20 protein-coding genes are annotated in these 25,608 nt (G+C 38.4%); 11 read left to right on the top strand and 9 right to left on the bottom strand.

Features of this window, described 5'->3' with window-relative positions; all coding sequences use genetic code 11:
• Nucleotides 1–44 precede the first annotated feature (44 nt).
• From B3P23_RS12750 to B3P23_RS12740, 3 genes are all read right to left on the bottom strand, one after another.
• Nucleotides 45–1,532: a hypothetical protein gene (locus tag B3P23_RS12750; RefSeq protein WP_293926576.1), complete on the bottom strand. Its 1,488-nt coding sequence runs from the start codon at nucleotides 1,530–1,532 to the stop codon at nucleotides 45–47.
• A 132-nt stretch (nucleotides 1,533–1,664) separates the two neighbouring features.
• A complete protein-coding gene (locus B3P23_RS12745; RefSeq protein WP_045755492.1) occupies nucleotides 1,665–2,390 on the bottom strand; it encodes a YebC/PmpR family DNA-binding transcriptional regulator in 726 nt (241 codons plus the stop codon).
• A gap of 1 nt (nucleotide 2,391) precedes the next feature.
• On the bottom strand, nucleotides 2,392–3,342 hold the full coding sequence (locus B3P23_RS12740; RefSeq protein ID WP_045754060.1) for an NAD-dependent epimerase/dehydratase family protein: 951 nt from the start codon (nucleotides 3,340–3,342) through the stop codon (nucleotides 2,392–2,394).
• Between the two features lie 687 nt (nucleotides 3,343–4,029).
• Here B3P23_RS12740 and B3P23_RS12735 point away from each other — a divergent pair.
• The gene (locus B3P23_RS12735) at nucleotides 4,030–5,022 is read left to right on the top strand and encodes an aspartate-semialdehyde dehydrogenase (RefSeq protein WP_045754059.1); all 993 of its coding nucleotides are present in this window, start codon (nucleotides 4,030–4,032) and stop codon (nucleotides 5,020–5,022) included.
• Here the strand turns inward: B3P23_RS12735 and B3P23_RS12730 are convergent.
• Genes B3P23_RS12730 through B3P23_RS12720 form a run of 3 tightly spaced genes read right to left on the bottom strand, consistent with a single transcriptional unit; the run spans nucleotide 5,019 to nucleotide 7,668 of the window.
• Nucleotides 5,019–5,255 carry a hypothetical protein gene (locus tag B3P23_RS12730; RefSeq protein WP_293926572.1) on the bottom strand — a complete coding sequence of 79 codons (237 nt, stop codon included), beginning with the start codon at nucleotides 5,253–5,255 and terminating at the stop codon, nucleotides 5,019–5,021. The genes B3P23_RS12735 and B3P23_RS12730 overlap by 4 nt on opposite strands.
• 37 nt (nucleotides 5,256–5,292) lie before the next feature.
• Nucleotides 5,293–6,294: a Kelch repeat-containing protein gene (locus B3P23_RS12725; RefSeq protein WP_094772758.1), complete on the bottom strand. Its 1,002-nt coding sequence runs from the start codon at nucleotides 6,292–6,294 to the stop codon at nucleotides 5,293–5,295.
• A gap of 6 nt (nucleotides 6,295–6,300) precedes the next feature.
• Complete coding sequence (locus B3P23_RS12720; RefSeq protein ID WP_293926570.1) at nucleotides 6,301–7,668, bottom strand: DUF4270 family protein; 1,368 nt, start codon at nucleotides 7,666–7,668, stop codon at nucleotides 6,301–6,303.
• Between the two features lie 121 nt (nucleotides 7,669–7,789).
• Here B3P23_RS12720 and B3P23_RS12715 point away from each other — a divergent pair, with 121 nt between their 5' ends.
• The 4 genes from B3P23_RS12715 (at nucleotide 7,790) to B3P23_RS12700 (ending at nucleotide 12,399) form a co-directional block, all read left to right on the top strand.
• Nucleotides 7,790–9,208, top strand: a complete 1,419-nt coding sequence (locus B3P23_RS12715) for a sensor histidine kinase (RefSeq protein WP_293926567.1) — start codon at nucleotides 7,790–7,792, stop codon at nucleotides 9,206–9,208.
• Between the two features lie 7 nt (nucleotides 9,209–9,215).
• Nucleotides 9,216–9,890, top strand: coding sequence for a response regulator transcription factor (locus B3P23_RS12710; protein WP_045754055.1), 675 nt, complete (start codon nucleotides 9,216–9,218; stop codon nucleotides 9,888–9,890).
• Nucleotides 9,891–10,023: 133 nt separating this feature from the next.
• Nucleotides 10,024–10,566 (top strand): TetR/AcrR family transcriptional regulator, encoded by a 543-nt coding sequence (locus B3P23_RS12705; protein ID WP_293926564.1) that lies wholly within the window; start codon nucleotides 10,024–10,026, stop codon nucleotides 10,564–10,566.
• A 126-nt stretch (nucleotides 10,567–10,692) separates the two neighbouring features.
• On the top strand, nucleotides 10,693–12,399 hold the full coding sequence (locus B3P23_RS12700) for a glycoside hydrolase family 3 protein (protein ID WP_260947703.1): 1,707 nt from the start codon (nucleotides 10,693–10,695) through the stop codon (nucleotides 12,397–12,399).
• Between the two features lie 78 nt (nucleotides 12,400–12,477).
• On the opposite strand, the gene B3P23_RS12695 is transcribed toward B3P23_RS12700, so the two are convergent.
• Nucleotides 12,478–14,598 (bottom strand): carboxy terminal-processing peptidase, encoded by a 2,121-nt coding sequence (locus B3P23_RS12695; RefSeq protein WP_094772755.1) that lies wholly within the window; start codon nucleotides 14,596–14,598, stop codon nucleotides 12,478–12,480.
• 476 nt (nucleotides 14,599–15,074) lie between these two features.
• On the opposite strand from B3P23_RS12695, the gene B3P23_RS12690 reads away from it, so the two are divergent.
• On the top strand, nucleotides 15,075–15,812 hold the full coding sequence (locus tag B3P23_RS12690; protein ID WP_045754051.1) for a dienelactone hydrolase family protein: 738 nt from the start codon (nucleotides 15,075–15,077) through the stop codon (nucleotides 15,810–15,812).
• 26 nt (nucleotides 15,813–15,838) lie between these two features.
• On the opposite strand, the gene B3P23_RS12685 is transcribed toward B3P23_RS12690, so the two are convergent.
• Nucleotides 15,839–16,957, bottom strand: a complete 1,119-nt coding sequence (locus B3P23_RS12685) for a tetratricopeptide repeat protein (RefSeq protein ID WP_293926555.1) — start codon at nucleotides 16,955–16,957, stop codon at nucleotides 15,839–15,841.
• 513 nt (nucleotides 16,958–17,470) lie between these two features.
• Between B3P23_RS12685 and B3P23_RS12680 the strand changes: the two genes are divergently transcribed.
• Nucleotides 17,471–18,892 (top strand): arylsulfatase, encoded by a 1,422-nt coding sequence (locus B3P23_RS12680; protein ID WP_293926552.1) that lies wholly within the window; start codon nucleotides 17,471–17,473, stop codon nucleotides 18,890–18,892.
• 85 nt (nucleotides 18,893–18,977) lie between these two features.
• On the opposite strand, the gene B3P23_RS12675 is transcribed toward B3P23_RS12680, so the two are convergent.
• On the bottom strand, nucleotides 18,978–20,555 hold the full coding sequence (locus B3P23_RS12675) for a DUF3843 family protein (RefSeq protein WP_293926549.1): 1,578 nt from the start codon (nucleotides 20,553–20,555) through the stop codon (nucleotides 18,978–18,980).
• Nucleotides 20,556–20,796: 241 nt separating this feature from the next.
• Here B3P23_RS12675 and B3P23_RS12670 point away from each other — a divergent pair, with 241 nt between their 5' ends.
• The 4 genes from B3P23_RS12670 (at nucleotide 20,797) to B3P23_RS12655 (ending at nucleotide 25,496) form a co-directional block, all read left to right on the top strand.
• Nucleotides 20,797–22,104 carry a replication-associated recombination protein A gene (locus B3P23_RS12670; RefSeq protein WP_248755209.1) on the top strand — a complete coding sequence of 436 codons (1,308 nt, stop codon included), beginning with the start codon at nucleotides 20,797–20,799 and terminating at the stop codon, nucleotides 22,102–22,104.
• Between the two features lie 55 nt (nucleotides 22,105–22,159).
• A complete protein-coding gene (locus B3P23_RS12665) occupies nucleotides 22,160–22,696 on the top strand; it encodes a 3'-5' exonuclease (protein WP_045754045.1) in 537 nt (178 codons plus the stop codon).
• Between the two features lie 397 nt (nucleotides 22,697–23,093).
• A complete protein-coding gene (locus B3P23_RS12660) occupies nucleotides 23,094–23,582 on the top strand; it encodes a hypothetical protein (protein ID WP_293926544.1) in 489 nt (162 codons plus the stop codon).
• Between the two features lie 408 nt (nucleotides 23,583–23,990).
• Nucleotides 23,991–25,496 (top strand): S41 family peptidase, encoded by a 1,506-nt coding sequence (locus B3P23_RS12655; protein WP_293926541.1) that lies wholly within the window; start codon nucleotides 23,991–23,993, stop codon nucleotides 25,494–25,496.
• The last annotated feature ends 112 nt before the right edge of the window (nucleotides 25,497–25,608 follow it).

Genomic DNA, 25,608 nt, shown 5'->3' with positions numbered 1-25,608 from the left:
TATACAAATGTAATTAAATGAAGGTATAAAAAATAAATGTTTTTTTAATCCGTATCCTTATTTTTTAATTTCGTCACCCCAGCTTTAAAACGAGGCTTAAATCCGGCAGGTTTGCTGCTTGGTTCTGTCGGAAGATCAGCTGCTGTTTCTTGTGCTGCGGTATTGGATGCATCAGTTGGATCAGGTTGTGCTTCGGCCTGTTGACCAACAGATGTTGTATCCTGTGCTGCTGTCGCCGGTTTGGTTACTCCAGCTTTAAAACGAGGCCTAAATCCAGCAGGTTTGCTGCTTGGTTCTGTCGGAAGATCAGCTGCTGTTTCTTGTGCTGCGGTATTGGATGCATCAGTTGGATCAGGTTGTGCTTCGGCCTGTTGACCAACAGGTGTTGTATCCTGTGCTACTGTCGCCGGTTTCGTTACTCCAGCTTTAAAGCGAGGCCTAAATCCAGCAGGTTTGCTGCTTGGTTCTGTCGGAAGATCAGCTGCTGTTGCTTGTGCTGCGGTATTGGATACAGCAGTTGGATCAGCTTGTGCTTCGGCCTGTTGACCAACAGGTGTTATATCCTGTGCTGCTGTCGCCGGTTTCGTTACTCCAACTTTAAAACGGGGCTTAAATCCGGCAGGTTTGCTGCTTGGTTCTGTCGGAAGATCAGCTGCTGTTGCTTGTGCTGCATTATTGGATGCAGCAGTAGGATCAGGTTGTGCTTCGGCCTGTTGACCAACAAGTGTTGTATCCTGTGCTGCTGTGGCCGGTTTGGTCACCCCAGCTTTAAAACGGGGCTTAAATCCGGCAGGTTTGCTGCTTGGTTCTGTCGGAAGATTAGCTGCTGTTGCTTGTGCTGCATTATTGGATGCAGCAGTAGGATCAGGTTGTGCTTCGGCCTGTTGACCAACAGGTGTTGTTTCCAGTGCTGCTGTCGCCGGTTTCGTTACTCCAGCTTTAAAACGAGGCTTAAATCCGGCAGGTTTGCTGCTTGGTTCTGTCGAAAGATCAGCTGCTGTTGCTTGTGCTGCGGTATTGGATGCATCAGTAGGATCAGCTTGTGCTTCGGCCTGTTGACCAACAGGTGTTGTATCCTGTGCTGTTGTGGCCGGTTTGGTCACCCCAGCTTTAAAACGGGGCTTAAATCCAGCAGGTTTAGCTATGTCCTCTTTAGTGGTTGTCGATTCATTAGCTTTTTCAAGAGTACGTTCTGGATTTTCAAGTTCTTGAGGTATGCTATCCTTTGCTGTTACGGGAGCTTTAAAACGAGGTTTAAAGCCTGTAGCTGTAGTAGTTGCAGGACTGGCTTCTGCTTTCACAGACTGCTGTTCTTTCTCACTAGCTGGTTGCACTTCTTTTTTTTCGACAATCGTTTCTGCTAGATGATAACTTTTACGGAGCCTATTAAACCAAAATTTCTTGGTATGATCAAAACTTTTGGCCCCCATAGCAACATAATGTTTTTTAAATTCTTCATATAGTGATTGATCTGCTTTTTGTAAAGCAGCTAAGTCAATCTTTTTTTTAGCGAAAAATTCTTCAAAAGTCATCCTGAAAACATTTAGTCTACTACAAATGTATAGTATTTTATTAATCTTTAATAGCCTCAAAAGGATTAAAGCTAAATTTTTGGCATAAAAAAAGAGCTTTACGCTCTTCTTTGTATTATAATAAGTTTGTACTTATGCCATGTTGTGGTAGACCGCTTGAACATCATCATCCTCTTCGATTTTGTCTATCAATTTTAACACATCAGCCGCATCTTCTTCCGAAATATCAGTGTGTGATAAAGCGATGCGTTCTAACTTGGCAGAAGAAACCGCAATACCTTTTTCTTCCAATAAGCGTTGCATATTTCCAAAATCTTCAAATGAAGTTTGAACAACTACAACATCATTTCCTTCCTCATCGGCCTCTAGATATAATTCTTCAAGACCACCATCGATAAGTTCTAGCTCCAGCTCTTCAATATCCACATCCTCAGTTGCGGGGAATCTGAACAAAGATTTACGGTTAAAAATAAAATCCAAAGATCCAGTTTTACCCAAGGTGCCACCAGCTTTGGTGAAGTAGCTGCGTATATTGGCAACAGTTCTATTGGTATTGTCAGTTGCTGTTTCAATTAAGATCGGTACACCGTGTGGACCGTATCCCTCATATACATATTCTTCATAGCCTTTAGAATCTTTTTCAGAAGCTCTTTTGATAGCCGCTTCTACGCGATCTTTAGGCATATTTACAGCTTTCGCATTGTTTATCGCTGTACGTAATCTAGAATTTGACTCTGGGTGAGGACCACCTTCCTTCACCGAAATTGCAATTTCTTTACCTAAACGCGTAAATTGGATGGCCATTTTGGCCCAGCGTTTAAATTTACGTTCTTTTCTAAATTCGAAAGCTCTTCCCATGTTATAGTTTGTTTGTTTTAAGATTCTCAATCATATCGGCAGTAAGCTTTGCTAAATCAAAAGCAGGCTTCCAATTCCAATCCGCTCTCGCTGGAGAATCTTCAATACTAGCAGGCCATGAATCTGCAATCGCCTGTCTAGGATCATTCTCCGAGTAAGTGATTGCAAAATTAGGAAGAATTTTTTTAATTTCTTCAGCAAGTTCTTTTGGAGTGAAACTTACTCCAGTAAGATTGTAACTTGAACGAATCGTTAAACTTTCCTTTGGAGCATCCATCAGTTGCAAAGTGCCACGAATCGCGTCATCCATATACAGCATCGGTAAAGCAGTATCTTCCGATAGAAAACATTCATAACTACCTTTCTTCAATGCATCATAAAAAATATGTACAGCATAATCGGTCGTTCCACCTCCTGGTTCCGCTTTCCATGAAATAATACCTGGATAGCGAATACTGCGGATATCCAATCCACGGTGCTCTTGATACCATTCGACAAGTCTTTCGCCTGCCAATTTACTAATACCGTAGATCGTGTTTGGATCCATGATACAATATTGATCTGTATCTGTTTTCGGAGAATGTGGTCCGAATACTGCGATTGAACTTGGCCAAAAGATTTTTTCGATCTTATATTCAACAGCTAGGTCTAACACGTTCAAAAGACCGTTCATATTGAGATCCCAAGCTTTTTTTGGATATATTTCACCAGTTGCCGATAGCATTGCGGCCAATAGATATACTTGTGTGGGTTTATATTTTTGAAATAAGGATTCTATCGCACTTTTATCAAGTACATTTAGGGGCTCGAAAATTTCCCCGTCCTTTAAATTTTGAGGTTCCCTAATGTCGGAAGTAACGACACTTTCAGTACCAAATTTTTCTCTTAAAGCTGTAGCCAATTCAGTTCCGATTTGGCCATTTGCACCGATTATAATAATGCTTTCTTTCATCGATGCAAATATAGTATTTTTATTATCCTAATCAATGTTTCAAAAGTAGCTTATAATCTTCTTTTTCCAATACTAATTGTTTGGTAAAGTATTTATTATCAAACTGTTCTTGTGCTGTTGTTTGATGTTTTACACCCGTTTTCCGGACCTTTTTTTAATCGAATTTATTGATATTTTTTTCATTTTCTTTCTTGACATTACAAAGCAATCGATTGCTTTTTTTTCATTAAACTTGACCAGATTTATCAAATCAATTTATTTCGTTTTTAAATCTCCGATTTTACCTTATTGTTATACAACTTTAATAGTGTGTTGGATGCATTTTTTATGAATTTTTTTTGGACCTCTTATTTGTGATCATAATTCTCATACCATTACTACCCCGGGTCAAAAGATGATATCCGTTAAGAAGCTCTTTGAAGTGTTGCTCCTCTTGATGAGCGCGATGCCTATATATCCGCTCTTAAAGGAGCTTTGTTGATTACTAGTTTGACTTTTAAATACCGCATTGTTTTAAGATATTTTATTAAAATCGTTTTAACTTATTGATATTAATATCTATTTCCCTATTTTTTTGCAATAATCATCAAATATTTAGCTCGAATTTCGTAAGTTTGAGAAATAACAATATTCTATTTAGAATATTTATAGAAAAATTTCATAACAAATTAAAGAAAAAGTAACAAGATGAAAATCGCAGTAGTCGGCGCAACAGGCCTTGTAGGTACTGAGATGCTAACAGTGTTAGCAGCGCGCAATTTCCCAGTTTCAGAATTAATTCCAGTAGCTTCAGAGCGTAGTAAGGGTAAGGAAATTGATTTTAAGGGAAAGAAGTATAAGGTGGTTACACCATCTGAAGCTATTGCTTTAAAACCTGATGTTGCTTTATTCTCGGCAGGAGGTGGTACATCTCTTGAGTATGCGCCATTATTTGCCGCTGCTGGAATAACAGTTATTGATAATTCATCTGCTTGGCGTATGGATCCGACTAAGAAATTAGTCGTTCCCGAAGTGAATGCACATGTCTTAACTGCCGAAGATAAAATTATTGCAAATCCTAATTGCTCTACAATCCAGATGGTCGTTGCATTAAAGCCGCTTCATGATAAATATAAAATTAAACGTGTTGTTGTTTCTACATACCAATCTGTAACCGGTACGGGTGTAAAAGCAGTTGATCAATTGATGAACGAGCGTGCTGGTATAAAGGATGGCGAGAAAGCATATGCATATGAGATCGATTTAAATGTCATTCCTCAAATTGATGTATTTCAAGAAAATGGATATACCAAAGAAGAAATGAAGATGATTTTGGAAACAAACAAAATCATGGGAGATGATTCGATAAAAGTAACGGCAACCACAGTGCGTATTCCAGTAATTGGAGGACACTCAGAATCTTTAAACATTGAGTTTGAAAATGATTTTGATCTAGCAGATGTTCGTGCAGCTTTATCCGCGCAAAGCGGTGTCATTGTAGTAGATGATCCATCTAATTTGCAATATCCAATGCCAAAGGATGCACATGGAAAAGACGAAGTTTTTGTCGGACGTATACGTCGTGACGAATCACAGGCAAATACATTAAACATGTGGGTGGTTGCGGATAATCTTCGTAAAGGTGCTGCTACGAATACCATTCAAATTGCAGAAACACTGATAGAAAAAGGATTAATTTAATTCTTAATGGATATAAGAAAAGGAGCTGTAACACCTGTTATAGCTCCTTTTTGTTTTCTCATCTTCCAGTCGATCGGATGCTGAACGGTGCCCTGGGTTTCTCGTTGCTCAAGCTGTTGCTGATCTTTTGACGACTTATAGCTTCGTTCCCAGTTTTTATGATGACGAGTATATACTAGTAGACCATGATTGCGGTTTACCAAAGTTTGTAAGTAAAAAAGGGTTTGTACCATATGATACAAACCCTTTTTTACGTTTAATAAACGTGAATTATTTTACTGGAACAAATTTCCAAGTATCATAGTATTTGTTTGATCCGTTTTGACCTGTAGTTACATAGCCAACATTGTCGATTCCGAATCCAACAGCATCTTGTCTAGCCTGACCTTGGAATACTTGATTGTCAGCATTCCAAACATCAGTTGTAGGGTTATATTCCCAGATTGTGTTTATAACCGTTTGTTTTACACCACCTACGACATAAGCTAAATTGTTTAATACAAAAGTAGCTGTATTAGAACGTGTTAGATTGTATGTGTATGAGTTGTCATTGCGGTTTAAATTATTTAATTTAGTCCATTTAATACCGTCATATTTGAAGAAGTCTTCAGGATATGAGCTATTATCAACACCACCACCTACATAAGCAATGTTATTGATGACAAAAGCAAAACCATATCTTCTGTTCGATTCTAATGGGCTATCTACAGCTGACCATTCATTTGTAGTAGGATTATATTTGTAGAAAGATTTTACATTATTATCAGTATTATTTCTAGAGCCTGTACCTACGTATCCAAATCCTCCAATTGAAAATGCAACAGCACCAAATCGTGCTTCAGCAGGAAGATCTGCAATTTTCGTCCAAGTATTATTTTTAGTATCATACTTATAAAAGTCAGATAAAGCATTAGATCCATCATAACCTGTACCTACATAACCATTGTCACCAATAGCAAAAGCAACAGCGTTGTTACGCGGTGCACCTGGAAACGCAGCCTTTTGAGACCAAGTTCCTGCAGATGGGCTGTAGGCCCAAGTATCTGTTTTACGAACATCTACTTGTCCTTCTTTTGAAAGACCTGTAGTTACGTAAGCAATATTGTTAACTAAGAAAGATACTGCTCCACTTCTTGCATCACCATCGAAAGCAGACGCTCTTGTCCATTCTACTACTTCGTCTGCATCATTTTTATCTTTCGATTTACAAGAGTAAGTAGAGAAAGTTACGACGCACGCTAATATGATAAGTAGCCAATTTTTCTTGTTCATAAACTGTTAAAATTTAGTATATAAGATGTTTAATTTTATTTTTGGTTTGTTATTTGCATCTTTTGCCACAATAAGTCGATCTGTATTTGAGAATAATCCTGTTGTCGGTAAACTCAAAAATAGTGAAGATTTATAATAGCTGTCTTTTTTAATATTATTTAGATATTCGATCAAATTGAACGTATATTTTGCATTTGCTCCAAAGTCATTAGCTCCAATATAGGTCGCTTGTTGTACTGTTGTTGAAAATGGTGAATTTACTATACTCATCGGATTGCCATATCCATTGGCCACCATTAATATCACACTTGATGGTGAGTTAAAAAATGAGTTATGGTATTTACTTTCTGTCTCTATAACGAGTTCTGCCTTATTGATTGCTACAGTTGGATCATTAACTAAAGCCAAAAGTGTCGGAAAAGTTATTTTGACCACAGCTCCTGTGCTACCTTCCAAGAAGACATCACCATCTGTCACACTACTAGTGAGTTCTGGATTTGCGATACTTAAAGCGCTGAAAGCTGTTCCTGTGCGGTCTGCTTCGATATTATTAAATTGATAAGCCTTATCTGCTAAATTAAATTTAGCAACGCCATTCACTTTAAAACCTTGCGCATTTACAAAATTATAATGGATTTGCATGCTTACCGTATCTTTATAACCGATAATGGCTGTATTATTTTCTCCTGGTACAATTGCAATACCTTTAAAATAATCAATAAAATTTTGATTTGAAGAAATTGTTGATCTTCCTTCTTTTATCATGGAAAATAAAGTACTACCTAAGTTATCGTCCAATCTAACGGCTAATGAATCTAATCTTTTAACAAAAGGTCTGAACGATAAGGTTCCTAATGCATTAGGATTATAGGCAAACTTTTGATTATTGTAAATAGCTGCACCACTTACAAACACAGGTCTTTCATTGATATCAGAACCCGAGTTGATCTCTTTCAACGTAATTTGCTCTTTTACTTCGTGAACAGCTATTGTCTGCGTTTTCGTGGTATCTCCGTAAAAATATTTATTGGGTTTTAAAACAAACGTGATGGAGTCGTATTGCGCTGCAGTTGGAATAGAAGCAGTCGTAATATTTCCAATTCCAAGACGCATATAAGAAGTTGAACGAACTGATCCCGTAGTTGTATTGCTGTTTTTTCCAACGAGGATCACTCCAGTTCCTGATGTGGGTACATCATCGAGTTGATAAGTAGATGCATTCACTTGAATCGAATCAACAGGAACGATGCCCATAGATTCATCTCTTGAATTGTCTAAAGAGAGCGAAATATCTTTATTACAAGCTGAAATGCCTATCAGTAATAACGCTGAGAATAAAAATTGAACACTACGTCTCTTAAAGTTTCTTATCATGCTTAAAAATTGAATAATGCAAATGTAATCAATGCGCATTGTTAATCAGTGTTATATTTTGTTAAATATGGTTAATTACCAAGGCGAATGCAAATCTAGTAATTTAAATTTGTTTTTAATTATGGCAAATAAGTTTAAATTATTGATAACACTTTCGGTATTAACCGGTATCGGAATGATTAGCATTCTGGCGATCTGGTTATACGGAAGCTATAATAATCGCCTTGAGCTCTTTCTTTCTTCAGCGGAAAGAAGCATGTTTAATGTAGTTCAAGATGTCTATCAAGCGCATAGCAACGATATCAAAAGGGAGCAAGGAGGGGCATTAGGTACTTTGCGCAAAAATCTGAGATCAAAATATACGGATGCTGAAATTGATACCCTTTTTAAAGATTTGGTTTCTAGCTATAAAGGTCGTCCATTGCGCGGAGATGCTGACATGCACCAGGATTATAAGCAAAAGCACCTCAATGGTAAATCTGGCGGCGAACTGATGGCTCCTTATTTATTTTCACAAATTAAGATCTCTGATGCTTTGATTGCTGAGATAAAAGAAAAGTTTCATTCGGCACTTGAAGCGAAGGGGGTGCGTGCCGATTATGAAATTACCACTGAGTTATTTCCGCGTGATAGCCTTTTCGCTATTCGGAAGGAATATAGAGCCAAAAAATTATCTTGGACACGGCCCATCATGATCGACGCGGTCGAAAGTAAATTTTTGATCGTCAAATTTAAGCACGTTTGGAAAAATCTCCTGTTTGATCTTGGCTGGCAATTGGGTATTGCTATTCTTTTGGTCAGTATTTTTATAGGTTCTTTTATCTATCTTTTTAAGACCATCTTTCGGCAGAATAGACTGGCAGAGATGCAAAAAGCATTTGTTAACAATATGACACACGAATTAAAGACACCTGTTTCTACCGTGATGACCGCTATTGAGGCAATACAACTGTACGGCGTAAGGCATGATCATGAAAAGATGGACCGCTATTTGGCGATTTCCAGAAATGAGCTTGATCACCTCTCTGATATGATTGATCGTGTTTTACAGTTAGATGTAGACGAACATACTGGGCTGAAATTGGATAAAAGTCAAGTGGATCTGATTCAAGTTTTGAAAGATGCGGCAAACACTTTTGGAATTAATGTCAATAAACAAGTGCTCATATCTTTGGATCTGGATATCCCGTTTTTATCGATCAATGCCGATATCTCCCACTTGAGAAATGTCATTAATAATTTATTAGAGAATGCCGTTAAATATTCTGGAGATCCTGTCGATATTAAAATTGCCGTGCAAGAATATGCTGATCATGTTGAATTTACAGTTTCTGATCAGGGTAAAGGCATCGCTCCAGAATATCAGAAAGAGATTTTCGAGATGTTTTTTCGAGTACCCGAAGGAAATTTACATCAGGTAAAGGGGTTTGGGATAGGCTTGGCCTATGTGCGTCAGGTTATTGTGCAACATGGAGGAAAAATATCCGTGAAAAGCAGTTTAAATAAAGGTAGTACCTTTATCATTAAATTACCAAAATAATAGCATTATGATTGATATCTTATATGTAGAAGATGAACCTAGTTTAGCTCTTATTGTTACAGATAGTTTGGAAATGAATGGCTTTTCTGTCAGACATTGTCAGGAAGGGCAGACTGCTTTACGATCATTCGAAAAGGAAAAGCCTGATATTTTGTTGATTGATGTGATGATGCCAGTTATGGACGGTTTTACACTGGCGACTCATATTCGAGAGCGCGATAGTCAAATTCCGATTATTTTTCTAACTGCTCGCGTACAAACGGATGATGTGGTAAAAGGCTTTCATCTAGGAGCAAATGATTATGTGAAAAAACCTTTTCGCATCGAAGAGCTTGTTGTGCGTATTCAATCGTTATTGAAAAATAGTCCAAAAATGCAGTTTAGCCAAAATTTGATGATTGGCGATTATGTGCTGGACAGTCTCAAGCAGACATTGAGTTACCATGGAGAAGCGATTAAATTGTCTTACCGAGAAAGTGAATTATTGCGAAGCTTATATGAAAATAGAAATCAAGTCGTACCAAGAGAAGATATCATGAAAACGTATTGGAGTTATGATAAATATTTTTCGGGTAGAAGTTTGGATGTTTTTATCAGTAGGATCCGTAAATATCTAAATAAAGATGCCCGCATCAAGATTACGAATATAAGAGGTATCGGTTATATGCTATCTGTCGATTAGGAAAGATTTATAACTTATTTTTTTAAATAAATTGCTCGTTTATAGTGGTTTAAAATGTTTTTATATTCAACTTAGATAAATTGGATATAAAATACAATTTATCTAAGTTTGTATGCAGTAAAAGAATTGTAAAATGAAAGATAGTGTATTGAGTAGAAAAGAGAAAATTATTCGTGAGGCTTTGAATTTATTTTCTGAGCAAGGATATGCAGATACCTCTACCAAAGCTATCGCTCAAAATGCTGGTGTGTCTGAAGCCTTGATTTTTAAACATTTTGGCAATAAAGATGCCCTATTGGTGCACCTGATTAAGGCTGGTTATCGCAAAGTGCTTACTCATCACAAAGGGATGATGACTTATGTTGATTCTAAAGATTTTTTGCGTAAGATGATCAATCTCCCTAGTAAATTGGTTGCGGATGAACCTATTTTTTGGAAACTTCAGGAACGCCTTTCTCATCATCCTTTTTCGAAACAGCAACATGAGCAGTTCATGAAGCCTGTTCAGGCCATTATTGTACGCGCTTTTAAAGAACTGGGGTATAAAAACCCAGATTTAGAAACGGAACTCCTATTAATAGTCATCGATACCCTTTGGAAAAAAGAAGCTAATGGGGAACTTGATCATGCCATGGAGTTGGCTATTCTCCTCGAAGAAAAATACGATTTGATGTAATTTTTGATCTGTTTTTTTGAACGATCGTTGCAAGTTTGTGCATGTTTTATCAAATTTGTTGCACAAACTGTTTTTTATTGTGTAAAAAATGTCCGTTCTTAGTACTCTATTTTATACAAACTAATTATGTTAAAAAAACTAGCTCTAGTTGTCGTCACATTGACATCATCTATCTCTTTTTCACAAGCACAGGACAAAAAAGACTTTGTCAAGTATATCAATTCACCCCACAGTTGGGTAGATTCTGTATTTAATACATTGACTCCCAAAGAGCGTATAGCACAATTATTTTTGGTACGTGCACATACCAATCTTGGGCAGCGTTACATAGACTCTGTTGCTCAGGTGGTTAAAAATGAGCAATTGGGAGGTCTTGTTGTTTTTCAAGGAGGACCCGTTCGTCACGTCGATATGTTTAACCAATATCAAAAACTTTCTAAAGTACCGTTATTGATTACATTTGATGGGGAGTGGGGGCTAGGGATGCGTTTACCGGATTCGACCTTATCTTATCCTTACCAAATGACATTAGGAGCCGTTCAAAATGATCAGTTGATTTATCAAATGGGGCAAGAAGTTGCAAAAGATTTTCACCGCATAGGTATGCATTTTAATTTTGCTCCGGTAGTGGATATTAATAATAATCCCAAAAATCCAGTGATCGGTTTTCGTTCCTTTGGTGACAATAAAGAGAATGTAACCCGAAAAGCGAAAGCGTATATGGATGGAATGATGAATGGTGGTATTATTTCGTCCTTGAAGCATTTTCCTGGACATGGCGATACGGATGTGGATTCGCACCATGATTTGCCTCAGCTTACTTTTAGCAAAGATCGATTAGAAGCTCTTGAAATGTTTCCATTCAAAGAATTGATCAAAGCGGGCGCACCTGCGATCATGGTCGCGCACATGAATATTCCGAGTTTAGATCCAGCACCTAATATTCCTTCTTCTATATCAAGACCTATTGTGACCGGTATATTGCGTGAAGAATTAGGTTTTCGTGGTCTTACAGTTACAGATGCTATGGACATGAACGGTGTCAAGAAATTTTTCCCTAATGGTGAAGCTGATGTTATGGCTATAATAGCTGGACATGATTTATTGGAAGTATCTGAAAATAGTAATCGTGCTATTGATCTCATCCTAAAAGCTATTCAAGAAGGTCGGATTAATCAAGCAGATGTAGATGCACGCGTTAAAAAAGTACTTGCCTCTAAATTATGGTTAGGTTTAGATCAATATCAAGCTGTCCATCCGACCAACCTTTATGGTGATCTGAATAGAACTTCTGCAAAGCAATTGATCGATCAGTTGGCTGAAGCCTCGGTTACTGTATTAAAATCAACAGATAAAATAAGAGCATTTAAAAAATCAGAAAAAACAGCAATTGTTAATATTGGATTAAAATCTCCAGCTGCTTTTCAACAGATTATGGCAGATGCTCTATCGGATGAGACAACGTATTATGTGACCGATGAAACAAGTCAGGATGAATTGAAAAAGATCATCAAAGAAGTTAAGAAAAATAAGCAAATCATTTTGGCAATTCATGATACACGTTCGCGCCCTCGTCCCCAATTGCCTGTCAATAAGGAAGTGGAAAATCTCGTTAAAAAGTTAGCTAAAAAATCGATTGTGACGTTCTTTACCAATCCATATGCGATCGATGGTTTTAAAGGTGTACACAAGAGTAAAACCATACTAGTGGCTTATCAGAATGATGAGTTTATGCAAAGAGCTGTTGCCAAAGCAATACTTGGGCAGTATGTGACAACAGGTAAATTACCAGTCACTATCAACAAATATTTCAAGTACGCTGCCGGAAAATAAGTCCTTAATCTACCTTTAATATATAAGAAAGGGGCTGATCAGTATTGATCAGCCCCTTCTTTTTCTTTATTCGATTTCTTACTTCTTCTCTTGTATGATGAAGTCTGTCATCACTTTAGCACTTTCCTCCTGTACAAAGTCAAACTCCATCTTAGGTTGAGGTTTTCCTTCTTCCCATAGCGGTAAGCCTCTTTGTTTCAATAATGCATTTACACGATCTCTATTTTTCTTTTGATTATCGTCACGTTCTTTTTTAAATTTATCAAGTTGCAATGGTATTTTGGTTTCTTCGTCACGTTTTTCAAACGTAGCAATATCTTCCAGTAAAAACTTGTACTCGGTTGAGTTTTTCATTCTTGCTTCATGCTCTTGCTCCAATTTTTTATTGATCTGCGTTAGATCGGCTACTTTTTTATAGGTACTTGATTTAATTTGATCCCATGGTAAAGCGGATGGTTCCGAACTTTCGCCAAATTTCTCTGCAGAATATTGTGTTGGAAAAGTCACATCAGGACTTACTCCTTTATGTTGCGTGCTGCTGCCATTTACACGGTAAAATTTACCTAACGTAATATTGATCTGACCGTATTCAGGTGCTCCATTTGGGGTGTCCGGATCTTTCTCTTGTTGTGCTTTCAATAATAATTTACTTGTAGGGCTGATCACGCGCGACATATCGACCGCAGACTGTACGGTACCTTTACCGTATGATTGCGAACCTAAGATGACTCCACGGCCATAATCCTGTATAGCACCTGCAAAAATTTCGGAAGCAGAAGCTGAAAAACGATTGATCATAACACCTAATGGACCATCCCATGATACACCTGCATTGCGATCCTCTTCAACATCAATTGAATTGCGGACATCACGTACTTGTACGACTGGTCCTTTGTCAATGAATAAACCGGTCAGGTCGATCGCCTCTGGTAGAGATCCACCCCCGTTAAATCGCAAGTCGATCAATACTGCATCTACTTTTTCTTGTTTCAGCGTATCCAATAATAACCGCACATCACGAGTTGTACTTTTGTAGTTTGGATCACGTTTGCGGTATGCCTCAAAATCCATATAGAACTTTGGAATATTGATGACACCAACACGATAAGTTTTACCATCTACTCCTTTTACATTTAAGATCTCTTTTTTAGCAGACTCCTCAGCCACGACGATGCGTTCCCTGGTTAGCGATACTATTTTAGGATGTGCGCCTATTGGTTGGCCAGCAGGTATAATTTTCAATCGTACAAGAGTTCCTGCAGGACCTTTGATTTTTGCTACAGCAGCATCCAATCTCCACCCAATGATATCTTCAAATTCACCGTCTTTTCCCTGTGCTACACCTACGATCTTATCATCTATGGCTAAGCTTTTATCTTTAAAGATAGGACCTCCAGGTATAATTTCACTGATAGTCACCATTTCATTGTCAATCGTCAATCGTGCACCAATTCCTTCAAACGTATTGGCCATGCCTTCATTAAAAGCTTGTGCAAAAGAAGGGTTGAAGTATGAGGTGTGCGGATCTACAGCATCTGTCAATGCAGTCATGATTAACTGAAATGCATCATTTGAATTTGTTTTTTTACCCTGAGAGATCAAATTGTTATAACGTTTACGCAAGGTCTCTCTTTGTTTGGTTTCCGTGCTATCTGTTTTTTTAGCAGTGGTCATTTCCAGATTCAACAAATCATATTTCACACGATGCTTCCATTGCGTGTCAGCTTCCGCCGTGTTTTTGAACCAGCCTAATTTCTCTCTGCTCGGAAGGAAATATTCATCCAATGTAAAATCTTGTTTAACATCCACTTGTTTGAGCGCATACTGCATGCGTTCCAAATAGCGCTTAGAGTACACATTGAAAATATGAAACGGAGCAGATAGATCACCATTTCTAAAATCTTGGGCGATCGTATTGCGATATTGTTGAAATTCATCGATATCGGATTGTAATAGGTAGTTTTTTCCTTGATCCAATGTCTTTATTAAATTGTCAAAAACAATCTTTGAAATGGAATCATTCAGTTGTACTTTTTTATAACTGGTAGATTCTAAGAGTCCTGCAACTTCTTTTGCGATGACTTCGTGTTGTGCGCTAGGCTTTAAACCTCCTTCTACTTCGGTTAGATTAACTCTCGGCTTCGAGCCACAGGAGACGATCGAAATAACAAAAAGGGTGAATATTAGCTTTTTAAACATATTTTCTATAATTTTAATAGTCATTTTTAATATATGAGATAGCGCTTTAAATCCAAAGAGCTAAATTTAAAGAATTTCAGTTCATAATTTTAACAAATCAACAAATTTATTTGATACTTTATCTGAAAAATCTCCACTATTTATATTTCTTGTAATAATAACTCATTTTAGTGAATTTAAGTATCTTTATCCAGTAAGCAATTTATGCTGTAATAATAATGTTATAAGAGGATCACAAGCTTCAGCTGGCTTATAATTCAATCGTATATGTGCCTAAAAGCATCTTCTGCTTACGACCAAAAAATGAATCAGAGTGATCTCCGTAGTCGTTATTTATGGGTCATAGCAGCAGTAAGGAATAGCTAATAGCAACACATGATCGGTTTAGAATCAAGATCGATACATGAACTAAACAAAATTGGATGTAAGATGTTCATTTCATACCACGATAAGGAATTCATACCTAATATAATCATATGAAAAATTTAATAATGACAATTCTATGTTTTTGCGTCACAGAGGCGAGTTTCGGACAGCTTAAAAACGTTCGATATCAAGATGGAGATCAAGTCTTAACCGGATTGCTCAATACCGATGCGGGCGAAGGTGCTCCTGGTGTCTTAATTCTTCCAGCTTGGATGGGTATCGATGACGAAGCTACTCAAGCTGCCGTTCAATTGAGCAAGGAGGGGTACATGACCTTTGTTGCTGATATCTATGGCGAAGGTAATAAACCGACTAATGCAGCTGAAGCAGGGCAGCAGGCAGGTAAATATAAGCAGGACTATCAAGCCTATCAAAGAAGGATTCGTCTCGCTTTGGAGCAGCTGTTGAAGGCTGGAGCAAGTCCACGTCGTCTAGCTGTTATGGGCTACTGTTTTGGTGGAACGGGAGCCTTAGAGGCTGCAAGAGCGGGCTTAGAAGTGCAGGGTGTTATTTCTGTTCATGGCAACCTGGGCAAAGGTAGCCGTCCAGATGGAGCACTTAACACTAAAATATTAGTACTTCATGGTGCAGCAGATCCCCATGTTTCCGATCAAGAAATTTCAAATTTTAGAAAGGAAGTGGAAACAGCTCATGCAGATTGGCAAATGATTTATTATGCCGATGCTAAACATGCTTTTACTAATCCTGCCAGTGCTGATTTTCATCCCTTAGCAGCACAGCGCTCATGGAAACATCTAATCGTTTTCTTGGAAGAAGTTTTGAAGTAAAGAGCTCTTCATCAAGCTGTAGTTCACTAATCTATAGCTTGATGAAAAGATGTCTTCAGTTTTGTAAAATCTTCATACGTATTTTCTGCTTCTTTATAGTCTTTTAGACGAATGTACACCTCCCCAAGTTTATCTAAAACAGCAAGTTCAAGATGTATATCCTTTCTTTCCCGTGCCATTAAAAGTGCTGACAAGAATTCTTTTTTTGCAATTTTGATATTGTTGTCTAAAAGTTTGGACGAAGCCAATACATATTCTATTGCAGCTAATTCATTGGTGAATTTTTTACTTTCTGCGAGTTGTTGCGCCTGCAGTAAAAACCATTGCGCTTCGGTAAATTTATTTTGATCAAAGTATACTTGTGCGAGTTGCTGCCAAGCCACGATCTTACCTTCATAAGCCTTTGATTTATTGTAAAGGGGTATGGCTTTTCTAATGATATCCTGTTCTGCGCCATCATAGTTTTTCATCCCACCTTTGGCCAAAGCAATTTGCATCCACGCATTTGCTTGATCATGATAATTTTTTGATAGGACAGCAGACTTCAGATTTTCCTGTGCAGTACGTTCCGCTTTTTCAAATTTTCCTGCATAAAGTAAGACAACAGCTAAATTCTGATTCAGTATCGTTTTATCTTGTTTATTGTTTGCTTTTGCCGCGATTTGGATCGCATTTTCAAAATAAGCGATTGCTTGATCAGTTAAATTTTTATTCACCGCAAATAAGCCAGCCTCATTGAGCAGTGTATAGTTTGCGATATCATCATATTGCACTTTGATCCGCGCCAATAGTTCATTCCATTTGTCTATATCTGCAGGGACTGGATGAATTAAGTACTGAAATTGTGCTTGATCTGTCACACTTTTGATTTGTTTGAGCAATGTTTTATACCGCAGTTCCTGAGCTATTTTTTTTGCAAAATCTTTTCTGGTACTACTGTCAAATAGCTCTATTAATTGTTCTGTTTTGCTCTTAGGAGGAGGGAGAATATAGACCTTCGGGCCTATACCTTTAAAATCACGATTATACTTGATGGTGGCATTCGTATTATCTGCGATTGATTCCTGAGCATACGACATGAAGCAACCTATCAAAAGGTAGGTACTGGTAAGAAAAGTAATTTTCCAATATTTCTTTTTAATCATGTATATCCCTGCTGTTAGTGAGGTTATTGCAAATATGGAGAAAAAATGTGTAAAATATCGTTAAAGGGATAACTAGAACGCTGAGTGTACCTGTTTTTTACGAAAAAATTAAATTTTCAAGATTTTACAGTGGGTTATAATAGACCAGTTTACGAGTCGGTCATAATCTTAAATCTCATATAAAGCTCATCTTGATATCCCGATTTGCTCCAAATCAGTGGATGAACTGGTACATGTCCGTATAGTTTTCTCCACACACTGTAACTTTTTTATCGTAGCAACTGATTTGCTTCCATTAAGTTCTAACTTTTCATATATCTTCTTTATTTTAGCTGCTGATCAATTTTCTAAACTTTATCTTTTTGTAAAATGCCATCAAAGAGCAATCTATAAATTTTTTTATATAATATCTTCATCCTAATAATAATTTTGGAAATCTATTCTCAATGATGCTTAAATCTTTGTGTACTTATTTCAACTATTTTTAATTTACAAGAGTAACAAACCATTAAAATGAAAAAACCAGCACTATTTGCGTTGTTTTTTGCGTTGAGCAGCATCGCAATAGCACAAAAGAAAAGCGATCGACCCAACATTGTCTTTATCATGGCCGATGATTTGGGATATGGTGATCTAGGAGCTTATGGGCAAAAGATCATGGAAACAAAACATCTGGATGCTTTAGCAAAAGAGGGCATGCGTTTTGATAATTTTTATGCCGGCACCTCTGTTTGTGCTCCATCCCGATCCGCTCTGATGACGGGTCAACATACGGGACATACGCCAGTCCGCGGCAATAAAGAATTAGAACCCGAGGGACAGCAACCTTTAGCAGACTCGGTGCAGACGATCGCGATGCTCTTGCAAAAGGCGGGGTACGCGACAGGTGCATTTGGCAAATGGGGATTAGGGATGGTGGATACTTACGGGTCTCCAAGCCGCAAGGGATTCGACGAATTCTATGGTTATAACTGTCAGCGACAATCTCATCGTTATTATCCTACTCATTTGTGGCACAATCAAGAGCGCATCGAGCTACAGGGAAATCATGGTCTGATGGCCAAAGGGCAGTATGCTCCAGAGCTAATCCAAGAAAAAACATTAGAATTTATTGAAAACAATAAGGATCGCCCTTTTTTCCTATATGTTCCGACAGTATTGCCTCATGCCGAATTATCAGGTCCTGATGATCAGTTTTATGCCCAATATGCCGATAAATTTGAAGAAAAAGGGCACAAGGGCAATGATTATGGTCCTGCAGCAACCATTCCAGGATATGCCTCTGTAGCTAAGCCACGTGCTACTTATGCCAGTATGGTCAGCCGCATGGATGCACAGGTGGGACAAATTGTTGCTAAGCTCAAAGCGTTGGATTTATTGGACAATACCATTATTGTTTTTACCAGTGACAACGGAGCACATCGTGAAGGAGGTGCTGATCCAGATTTCTTCAATAGTTCAGCTGGATTGCGCGGATACAAAAGAGACCTCTATGAAGGAGGCGTAAAAACTCCTTTTATCGTCTATTGGTCCGGAAAGGTGACTCCCGGATCCACTTCCAATTACTTAGGCGCATTTTGGGATGTGATGCCCACTCTAGCAGAAGTTGCGCAGGCAGGAAAACCGCAATATACAGACGGTATTTCGTTTGTTCCGACATTACTTGGAAAACCTAAAAAGCAAAAGCAGCATGATTACTTATATTGGGAGTTTCATGAAGATGGCGGCCGTCAAGCGGTGCGTCAAGGTGATTGGAAATTGATTTTGCAAAAAGTCAGAAGTGGAAATCCTGTTGCTGAACTGTATAATCTAAAGCAAGACCCTAAGGAACAAAATAATGTGGCAGCTAGTCATCCTCAAAAAGTGATAGCGTTGCGCAAAATTATAGTAAAAGCACATGTAGAAACGAGTGATTTTCCTTTGCTTAATAAGTAATGGAGTAAAAATAGTGACGGAGTAACGAAGTAGATCATTACTTCGTTACTTTTTACTAGTCACTACGTAACTGGTTACTATTTTACTATCTAATCATCACATGTGGCTGATTGTGATAGGTGTCGCTTTTGTAAAAGCGAATGAGAAAATCCAATGTTTCGCGCGTTAATGGATAGAAAAACTGCTCATTGATTTCCTTTTCGTACAATTCATAATAATGCTGTACCAATCCAACTGAGAAAAACTTCTGCACCAAGAGCTGCAGTAAGTTTTGCGCATAATTTGTTGGTTCATTTGGCTCTTCCACAAAAAATGGATTATTTTTCAAGGGAAAGATGTTTTCGATGCCACCAAAAAATTCTAGACCTATTTTCGGATTATAGAATGCGGTCACCGGAGTATCTTTTGATGCATTTGGATTCGTTACCTCTTCGATTAGCGGTAGCCCTACTTGCTCGCGGTATGCTGTGGTGAGTTCATGGATGTAACCCGCAATTTCAGCTTCCGTCATAAATGCCAGAAGACCCTCATGCTTTTCATTAAACAATGCTTTTACATCCTCCACTTGTTGTTCTGCCTTTTCGATATGCGTCCTTTTGCCCTTTAGTGCTTCCACCAAATACGCTTGATCTATTTCTTGATCAGCCGTCAGATCGATCTGATCAGCTTCAACAGCAGACATCATTCCTGATAGGTTCCAGGCATCTTGCCAAGGTACGATCTCCATATAGAATAATTGAGCAGCTTGGGGCTCTTGAAAGTTTTGAATCGAATTTTGATTGACAAAAAAGATTTCACCTGTTGTCAAGTGCTTCAATTGTAGACGCTCTTTCTCCAATTTTTCAAATTCAAAAAAGCTATCGATCCGTTTTCCGATATCGCGCACCTGCTCATATCGCGGATGTGCAGGTGATAGAGTCGAGGCAACAAATTCGCAAGATTTTAAGCCCAATAGATGTAAGCGGAAGAAAACAAAGTGATTGTCCCGCACACGGAAAGTCATTTGATTTAAGTACGCCGGGTCATGTTGATAGCGACCCAAGTCGGCGATATCCATATGTTGCATCAAACTGTTGTAGTAATAGCCTCCCGTGATATAATTGGTTGCGATCACCTTTTCAGCAAAATTGCGAACTTCCAGATAATTAGCATCCGCTGCCAGAGCGTATTCCTTTTGTAGTAAGGAGTTTTCCGGAGCGACCTCATAATGTTCCTCCAATACCGCATAAGCAAGATCTGTAACTAGGGCAAGTAAACGCCCTTCTTTATCTAAGAAAAGATGCGGATTACGTTCGCTGAAAAATAACCATGAAAGCACCAGTACATCCTGTGGATTGATATCTTCTGGATAATAATCTGTTAATTCCTGATCCTCAAAAAATGGAAGCATCTTGCCATATAGCGCTTTGTGCTCTGTCCTAAAGGCATCAAAAAGCTTTGTTCCAGATACGACATCCTCGAGGTAGCAGGTCAAATAAACGCTGAGCGTTTTTATAATTTCAGGTCTGATCAGAGCATCCGTTTCTTCTTCGTCAAACCATAATGTGCTTAGCGCATCGTGTATGTCATTGGCTACTTGTAAATAATAACGATCGGCATCCGATCTCCCTTGATAAGGATGTTGTCCTAGCCAATCTTGTATATAAATTCGTTTTTTGTTCATCAAAATAAATCGTTAATGAGTTTAAGTTCTTATTTCTATCCATGAGCTCTTTTTAGTCGGTTTTTATGAGTAAGGCGATGATACCGCCAGCAGGAATGCTGCTCATCTGGTTTCAAAGAGTAAGGTTACTGTTGAAGGTCTCCTATATAAAATGCTCATCCAAAAATAGCCAAATTTTTGAATTCCATAAATTGATTGTGAAGTAAATGAACAATTGCTAATATCTTCTTACTTTTGATGTATGGCTACACGAATTCCACTGGCAGAGCGCATGCGTCCCAAGAAATTGGAAGATTATGTTGGACAGCAACATATTATCGGTCACGATGCGGTTTTATATCATGCCATTCAACAAAAAAATATTCCTTCTATGTTACTCTGGGGCCCTCCCGGGGTTGGAAAAACGAGTTTGGCACTTTTGATGGCCAAAGAGCTGGGGCGCCCATTTTTTTCTTTAAGTGCGATTCAGTCTGGAGTCAAAGATATTCGTGACGTCATTGAAAAAGCGGAAAAGCTGATGAATATCAATCAGGAGCAACCTCTGATGGATTTTAATCAAGAACAGCCCATTTTGTTTATTGATGAGATTCATCGTTTTTCCAAATCACAGCAGGACTCGTTGTTGGGTGCTGTGGAAAGGGGACTGGTTACCCTTATCGGAGCCACCACAGAAAATCCATCATTCGAAGTGATATCGGCTCTATTGTCTCGGTGTCAAGTCTACGTGCTTGAACATTTAAGCAGCGAAGATCTGATCGGCCTGATCGAAAAAGCATTAAATGAAGACGAATACCTCAAAACATTAAACATTGAGATTGAAGAATACGAGGCCATTTTAAGATTATCTGGGGGAGATGCACGTAAGCTTCTCAATGTACTCGAATTGGTCAGTAATGCCGCAGTCCTGCATCATGAACCCATTACCAATGCGTTCGTATTGAAACAGGTGCAGCAGAATATGGCTATTTACGATAAGACAGGCGAGCAGCATTACGATATCATATCTGCTTTTATCAAATCGATCCGCGGATCAGATCCCAATGCCGCTATTTATTGGCTGGCACGTATGATCGAAGGGGGGGAAGATCCTTCTTTTATTGCTAGGCGATTGCTGATTCTAGCATCTGAAGACATCGGCAATGCCAATCCCAACGCCTTGTTATTGGCCAATACTTGCTTTCAGGCCGTAAATGTCATCGGCTGGCCCGAGTCGCGGATTATCCTGGCGCAAGCAGTAACTTATTTGGCAAGTTCACCTAAAAGCAATGCCTCTTACGAAGCCATTAATAAAGCTCAGGGAGTGGTGAAGCAAACGGGCGATCTTTCTGTACCTCTTCATTTGCGCAATGCACCTACAAAATTGATGAAACAGCTGAATTATGGTGCGGAATACAAGTATGCACATGCATACCCAGGTAATTTTGTGATCCAAGAATTTTTACCGGATGAACTGAGCGGTATGACCTTGTACGAGCCCGGTAAAAATCCGCAGGAAGAAAAGTTAAGGCAGGGCTTACGCGACAAGTGGAAGGAGAAGTACAGGTATTGATTTCATTTTAAATCTCAAGGGATATTGTTTACCTTTGCTGGGATAGGAGTAAGGCATGACATCAGATTTAACATTTACAGCGATAGATTTTGAAACAGCAACAGGGCATCAAAATAGTGCCTGTGCAGTTGGTATCGTGACCGTTGAATCGGGTATCATTACCAATGAATTTTATTCCTTGATCCAGCCTCCACGTAATGAGTATATGTGGCAGACGACACGTGTCCATGGTATCAAACCTCGAGATACGCAACATGCACCAACATTTAAGGAATTGTTTCCATCCATCAAAGCTTTATTGGCAAATAAATTAATGATTGCGCACAATGAGCTGTTCGACCGCAATGTCCTGCGTAAGACGATGCTTTATTATGGGCTATCTTATGAAGAACTCCAATTGGCCGAAATGTGGGAGTGTACCTACAAGATCTATCGTAATAAAGGTTTTAAACCTGCCCGTCTAAACGCTTGCTGTGAAGTGTTGGGCATCACGCTCAATCATCATGAGGCATTATCCGATGCCAAAGCTTGTGCCGAACTTTATCTGCGCCACCCCCATGTGGCAACGCTGGTAGAGAAATTGGGGGAATAAAAAATTAACCAACGAAGAGATCTGCCTATTACTCGATTACTGAGTCATTGACCAGTCCTTGTCACATCACTGCCCACCGTATTGCTGAGCTCTGTATTTAATCTTCTATAGTCAATTTTTAATCTTTAGGTTAAGAGATCATCAGCGTAATTGTGTGTTTTTTTTCTTATGCTTGCATATGACATTATATTGTCCTATTTTCTTTATAAAGCTTTTGATCATTCGTTTTTATACTGTTAAACCAGCTATTTGCCACGTTGTCTCTTTTTTGTCCCCCTTTTGTCCCCTTTGTAAAATTGGTACTCGATTACGTAAAAATTATATTTGCCTTCGAGTTTTTAGAAGTTTGATCATCTTCTAAGGAATTAAATATCTGTATTTTTTATTTTAAATTAATATGTTTTACATCTTTGTTTCTATTGCTGTTTTGATTCTTTTTGCTGGTTTTTATTTTTGGAAGAGATTCAACCTATCCCGACAATTTTTAGATCGTGCTTCATTGACATTGCAATATCGATTTTATCCTCTAGAAAGTGATAGCTCCCCATCGGGCAAATCAAAGAATGGTGCACTTTTATTTTTAGTGAAAAGAATAAGTCTAGATACACGTCATATTGTGATCAAAGAAGTAAAGCTGGATCATGCTGTTATCCATGTGAGTTTAGATCAGTTGATCATGATTACATTTCCCGCAGAATCAAATCAAGCTTACGAAGCTTCAATTCGTTTTCGCATTCGAGGACAATCGCGCCCATCTGATTTGATGAACCAGCGTCATGCTACCGTCGTAGGTTATATCACTTCCGAGTCAGCAGGTCGTATTCCTTTTAGTATTCAGATTCCTGTTTCACAATTTATAGAGCAAAGTGAGCAGGTTAGAGGATAAATCGCGGTGTCCAACGATTCGCTCGGAATGTTTTAGCAGTTTACTGCATGAGTGATTAGCTTGTATTGTTTTATGTTATATTCCTAGTTAGGATAAGGCTTATTCACCATCTACCCAAGTTTTATTCTTCATGCCCTGATTCGTCAGGGCATTTTTTATGCTAGATTACTTCTATTTCCATTTGCTTTTAACTAGATCTTGCAGGAAATTATCTACCACGCTTATTTCTTTTAGAAACAATCGTCACATAGACAGGTCATCACCTATTAAGTTCTATTTTATGCATTTTGCGATCAATATCAACCCTAGATTGCAATCAGGTGTCATATTGAGGATCAAATTTGCGACATACGCTTGTTGCATATAAGCTTCTATTTATATAAGTTTGTATATCTTATAGATTTAAATATGAAATTATTTTCAATGCAAATTTTAGAGAAAGGATTATTTTTTTCTCTGGTTGCACTTTTTTTTATTAGCTGTAAAAAGAATAATCCACAGCCAGAGCCCGAACCAGAGCCCGTAGTACGTACGAGCGATCAAATGATTCGGGACAGTATCTACTACTACTATAAGCTATACTCGTTATGGGCAGATCAGTATATTCCCCAATATGATAATACTTTTGAATTTACAGATCAATATACGTCTGCCGATGCTGTTTTACTCGGACTGAAGAGCTTGACCCCTGCTTATCCCAATTATGCTAGTTATGGTGGTTTTCTCGATCGTTTTTCCTTTCTCGATGGGCTCAATAATTATCATACCGGAACACAGTCGCGATTGAGAATGGATAGAAATAGCGGCTATGGTTTGTATATTTCTATGGGTACTGCCGACTCCAAAGTCGCCAGACCTGTTATTTATTTTGTTGAAGGGGGATCACCTGCAGATAAAGCGGGTTTAAAACGTTCAGATATGATTACCTCCATTAATGGAGATAATGACTTTGCTGTTGCAGTTACCTGTGATGCTTCAGGATGTAAACCCGTTGATCAAAACGCGCTTAACCAGATGAGAACTCGGGTATTAAATGCATTGGAGGGCGGTGGGCTTCAACTTGAATTGTTGCGTCAGGATCAGTCCACCTATAGTCAAAAGCTCGCCTATACTTCTTATATTATTGATCCACTTTATCGCGACACTGTGTACCAATACTCAACTAAGAATGTCGGTTATCTTGCCCTATCTTCTTTTGAAGAAATAGAAAATAATAATGACAATCAGCAAAAAATTGATGCTGCATTTCAGGGTTTTGAAAACAAACATATTGAGGACCTGATTGTCGATTTACGCTATAATACTGGCGGATATGTCGATGCAGCCGTATATGTGGCCAATAAAATCGGCGGATCGGTTGCAGCAGGAGAGCTGATGTTGACCTATATTTGCAATGCCTATATGGACAAAACACATAAGGGAACGAACGGCATGTTTAGCGATACCTATTATAGAAAGACAAGTAATCTGAACCTGCGTAAAGTTTATTTTTTAGTGAGTGAGACAACTGCCTCAGCAGCAGAAATGCTTATTAATGTACTGAAGCCTTATCTTGATGTCCAGATTATCGCTACAGGTACACATACCTACGGCAAACCAGTTGGTTTCTTTGAGCAAATTATTGAAAATAAGGTATCTTTTTGGCCAGCCTCTTTTCAGTTGAAAAATGCCGCTGGCTTTTCAGATTATTGGGACGGTCTTCTGGCAGACAGAAGAGATGTCACCGATTATATCTTTTTAGAATCCGGAGATACGCAAGAAACCATGTTAGAGACTGCTTTGGAAGATGCTGTACCAGGCAGTAAAAAGAAGGCTAATGCTCGAAAATCGACCAATCAAATTGCACCTCGCATGCTGCAGGATCAGCAACAGATCAATCGAATCCCCGAAAAAGGGTTATTGAAGAGTCAATAAGAACGTATTCCTCTAGCAGATCCTTTGCCATCGTGATTTTCTGTACGCTGTTCACCATTAGAAATTGAGCGAGCTGTAGGCAAAGTCTGGGCTAGCCTCTAGAATAAAAGAT

Origin of the sequence: Sphingobacterium sp. UBA6320, from assembly GCF_002440335.1 — a bacterium.
GTDB lineage: Bacteria > Bacteroidota > Bacteroidia > Sphingobacteriales > Sphingobacteriaceae > Sphingobacterium.
The sequence above is the reverse complement of the archived record's forward strand: the minus strand, read 5'-3'. Positions and strand labels throughout refer to the sequence as shown.

Bases quoted from the DNA above. Each gene is read 5' to 3' on its own strand.
- B3P23_RS12750 (WP_293926576.1), bottom strand. From the start codon at position 1,532: ATGACTTTTGAAGAATTTTTCGCTAAAAAAAAGATTGACTTAGCTGCT.
- B3P23_RS12745 (WP_045755492.1), bottom strand. From the start codon at position 2,390: ATGGGAAGAGCTTTCGAATTTAGAAAAGAACGTAAATTTAAACGCTGG.
- B3P23_RS12740 (WP_045754060.1), bottom strand. From the start codon at position 3,342: ATGAAAGAAAGCATTATTATAATCGGTGCAAATGGCCAAATCGGAACT.
- B3P23_RS12735 (WP_045754059.1), top strand. From the start codon at position 4,030: ATGAAAATCGCAGTAGTCGGCGCAACAGGCCTTGTAGGTACTGAGATG.
- B3P23_RS12730 (WP_293926572.1), bottom strand. From the start codon at position 5,255: ATGGTACAAACCCTTTTTTACTTACAAACTTTGGTAAACCGCAATCAT.
- B3P23_RS12725 (WP_094772758.1), bottom strand. From the start codon at position 6,294: ATGAACAAGAAAAATTGGCTACTTATCATATTAGCGTGCGTCGTAACT.
- B3P23_RS12720 (WP_293926570.1), bottom strand. From the start codon at position 7,668: ATGATAAGAAACTTTAAGAGACGTAGTGTTCAATTTTTATTCTCAGCG.
- B3P23_RS12715 (WP_293926567.1), top strand. From the start codon at position 7,790: ATGGCAAATAAGTTTAAATTATTGATAACACTTTCGGTATTAACCGGT.
- B3P23_RS12710 (WP_045754055.1), top strand. From the start codon at position 9,216: ATGATTGATATCTTATATGTAGAAGATGAACCTAGTTTAGCTCTTATT.
- B3P23_RS12705 (WP_293926564.1), top strand. From the start codon at position 10,024: ATGAAAGATAGTGTATTGAGTAGAAAAGAGAAAATTATTCGTGAGGCT.
- B3P23_RS12700 (WP_260947703.1), top strand. From the start codon at position 10,693: ATGTTAAAAAAACTAGCTCTAGTTGTCGTCACATTGACATCATCTATC.
- B3P23_RS12695 (WP_094772755.1), bottom strand. From the start codon at position 14,598: ATGTTTAAAAAGCTAATATTCACCCTTTTTGTTATTTCGATCGTCTCC.
- B3P23_RS12690 (WP_045754051.1), top strand. From the start codon at position 15,075: ATGAAAAATTTAATAATGACAATTCTATGTTTTTGCGTCACAGAGGCG.
- B3P23_RS12685 (WP_293926555.1), bottom strand. From the start codon at position 16,957: ATGATTAAAAAGAAATATTGGAAAATTACTTTTCTTACCAGTACCTAC.
- B3P23_RS12680 (WP_293926552.1), top strand. From the start codon at position 17,471: ATGAAAAAACCAGCACTATTTGCGTTGTTTTTTGCGTTGAGCAGCATC.
- B3P23_RS12675 (WP_293926549.1), bottom strand. From the start codon at position 20,555: ATGAACAAAAAACGAATTTATATACAAGATTGGCTAGGACAACATCCT.
- B3P23_RS12670 (WP_248755209.1), top strand. From the start codon at position 20,797: ATGGCTACACGAATTCCACTGGCAGAGCGCATGCGTCCCAAGAAATTG.
- B3P23_RS12665 (WP_045754045.1), top strand. From the start codon at position 22,160: ATGACATCAGATTTAACATTTACAGCGATAGATTTTGAAACAGCAACA.
- B3P23_RS12660 (WP_293926544.1), top strand. From the start codon at position 23,094: ATGTTTTACATCTTTGTTTCTATTGCTGTTTTGATTCTTTTTGCTGGT.
- B3P23_RS12655 (WP_293926541.1), top strand. From the start codon at position 23,991: ATGAAATTATTTTCAATGCAAATTTTAGAGAAAGGATTATTTTTTTCT.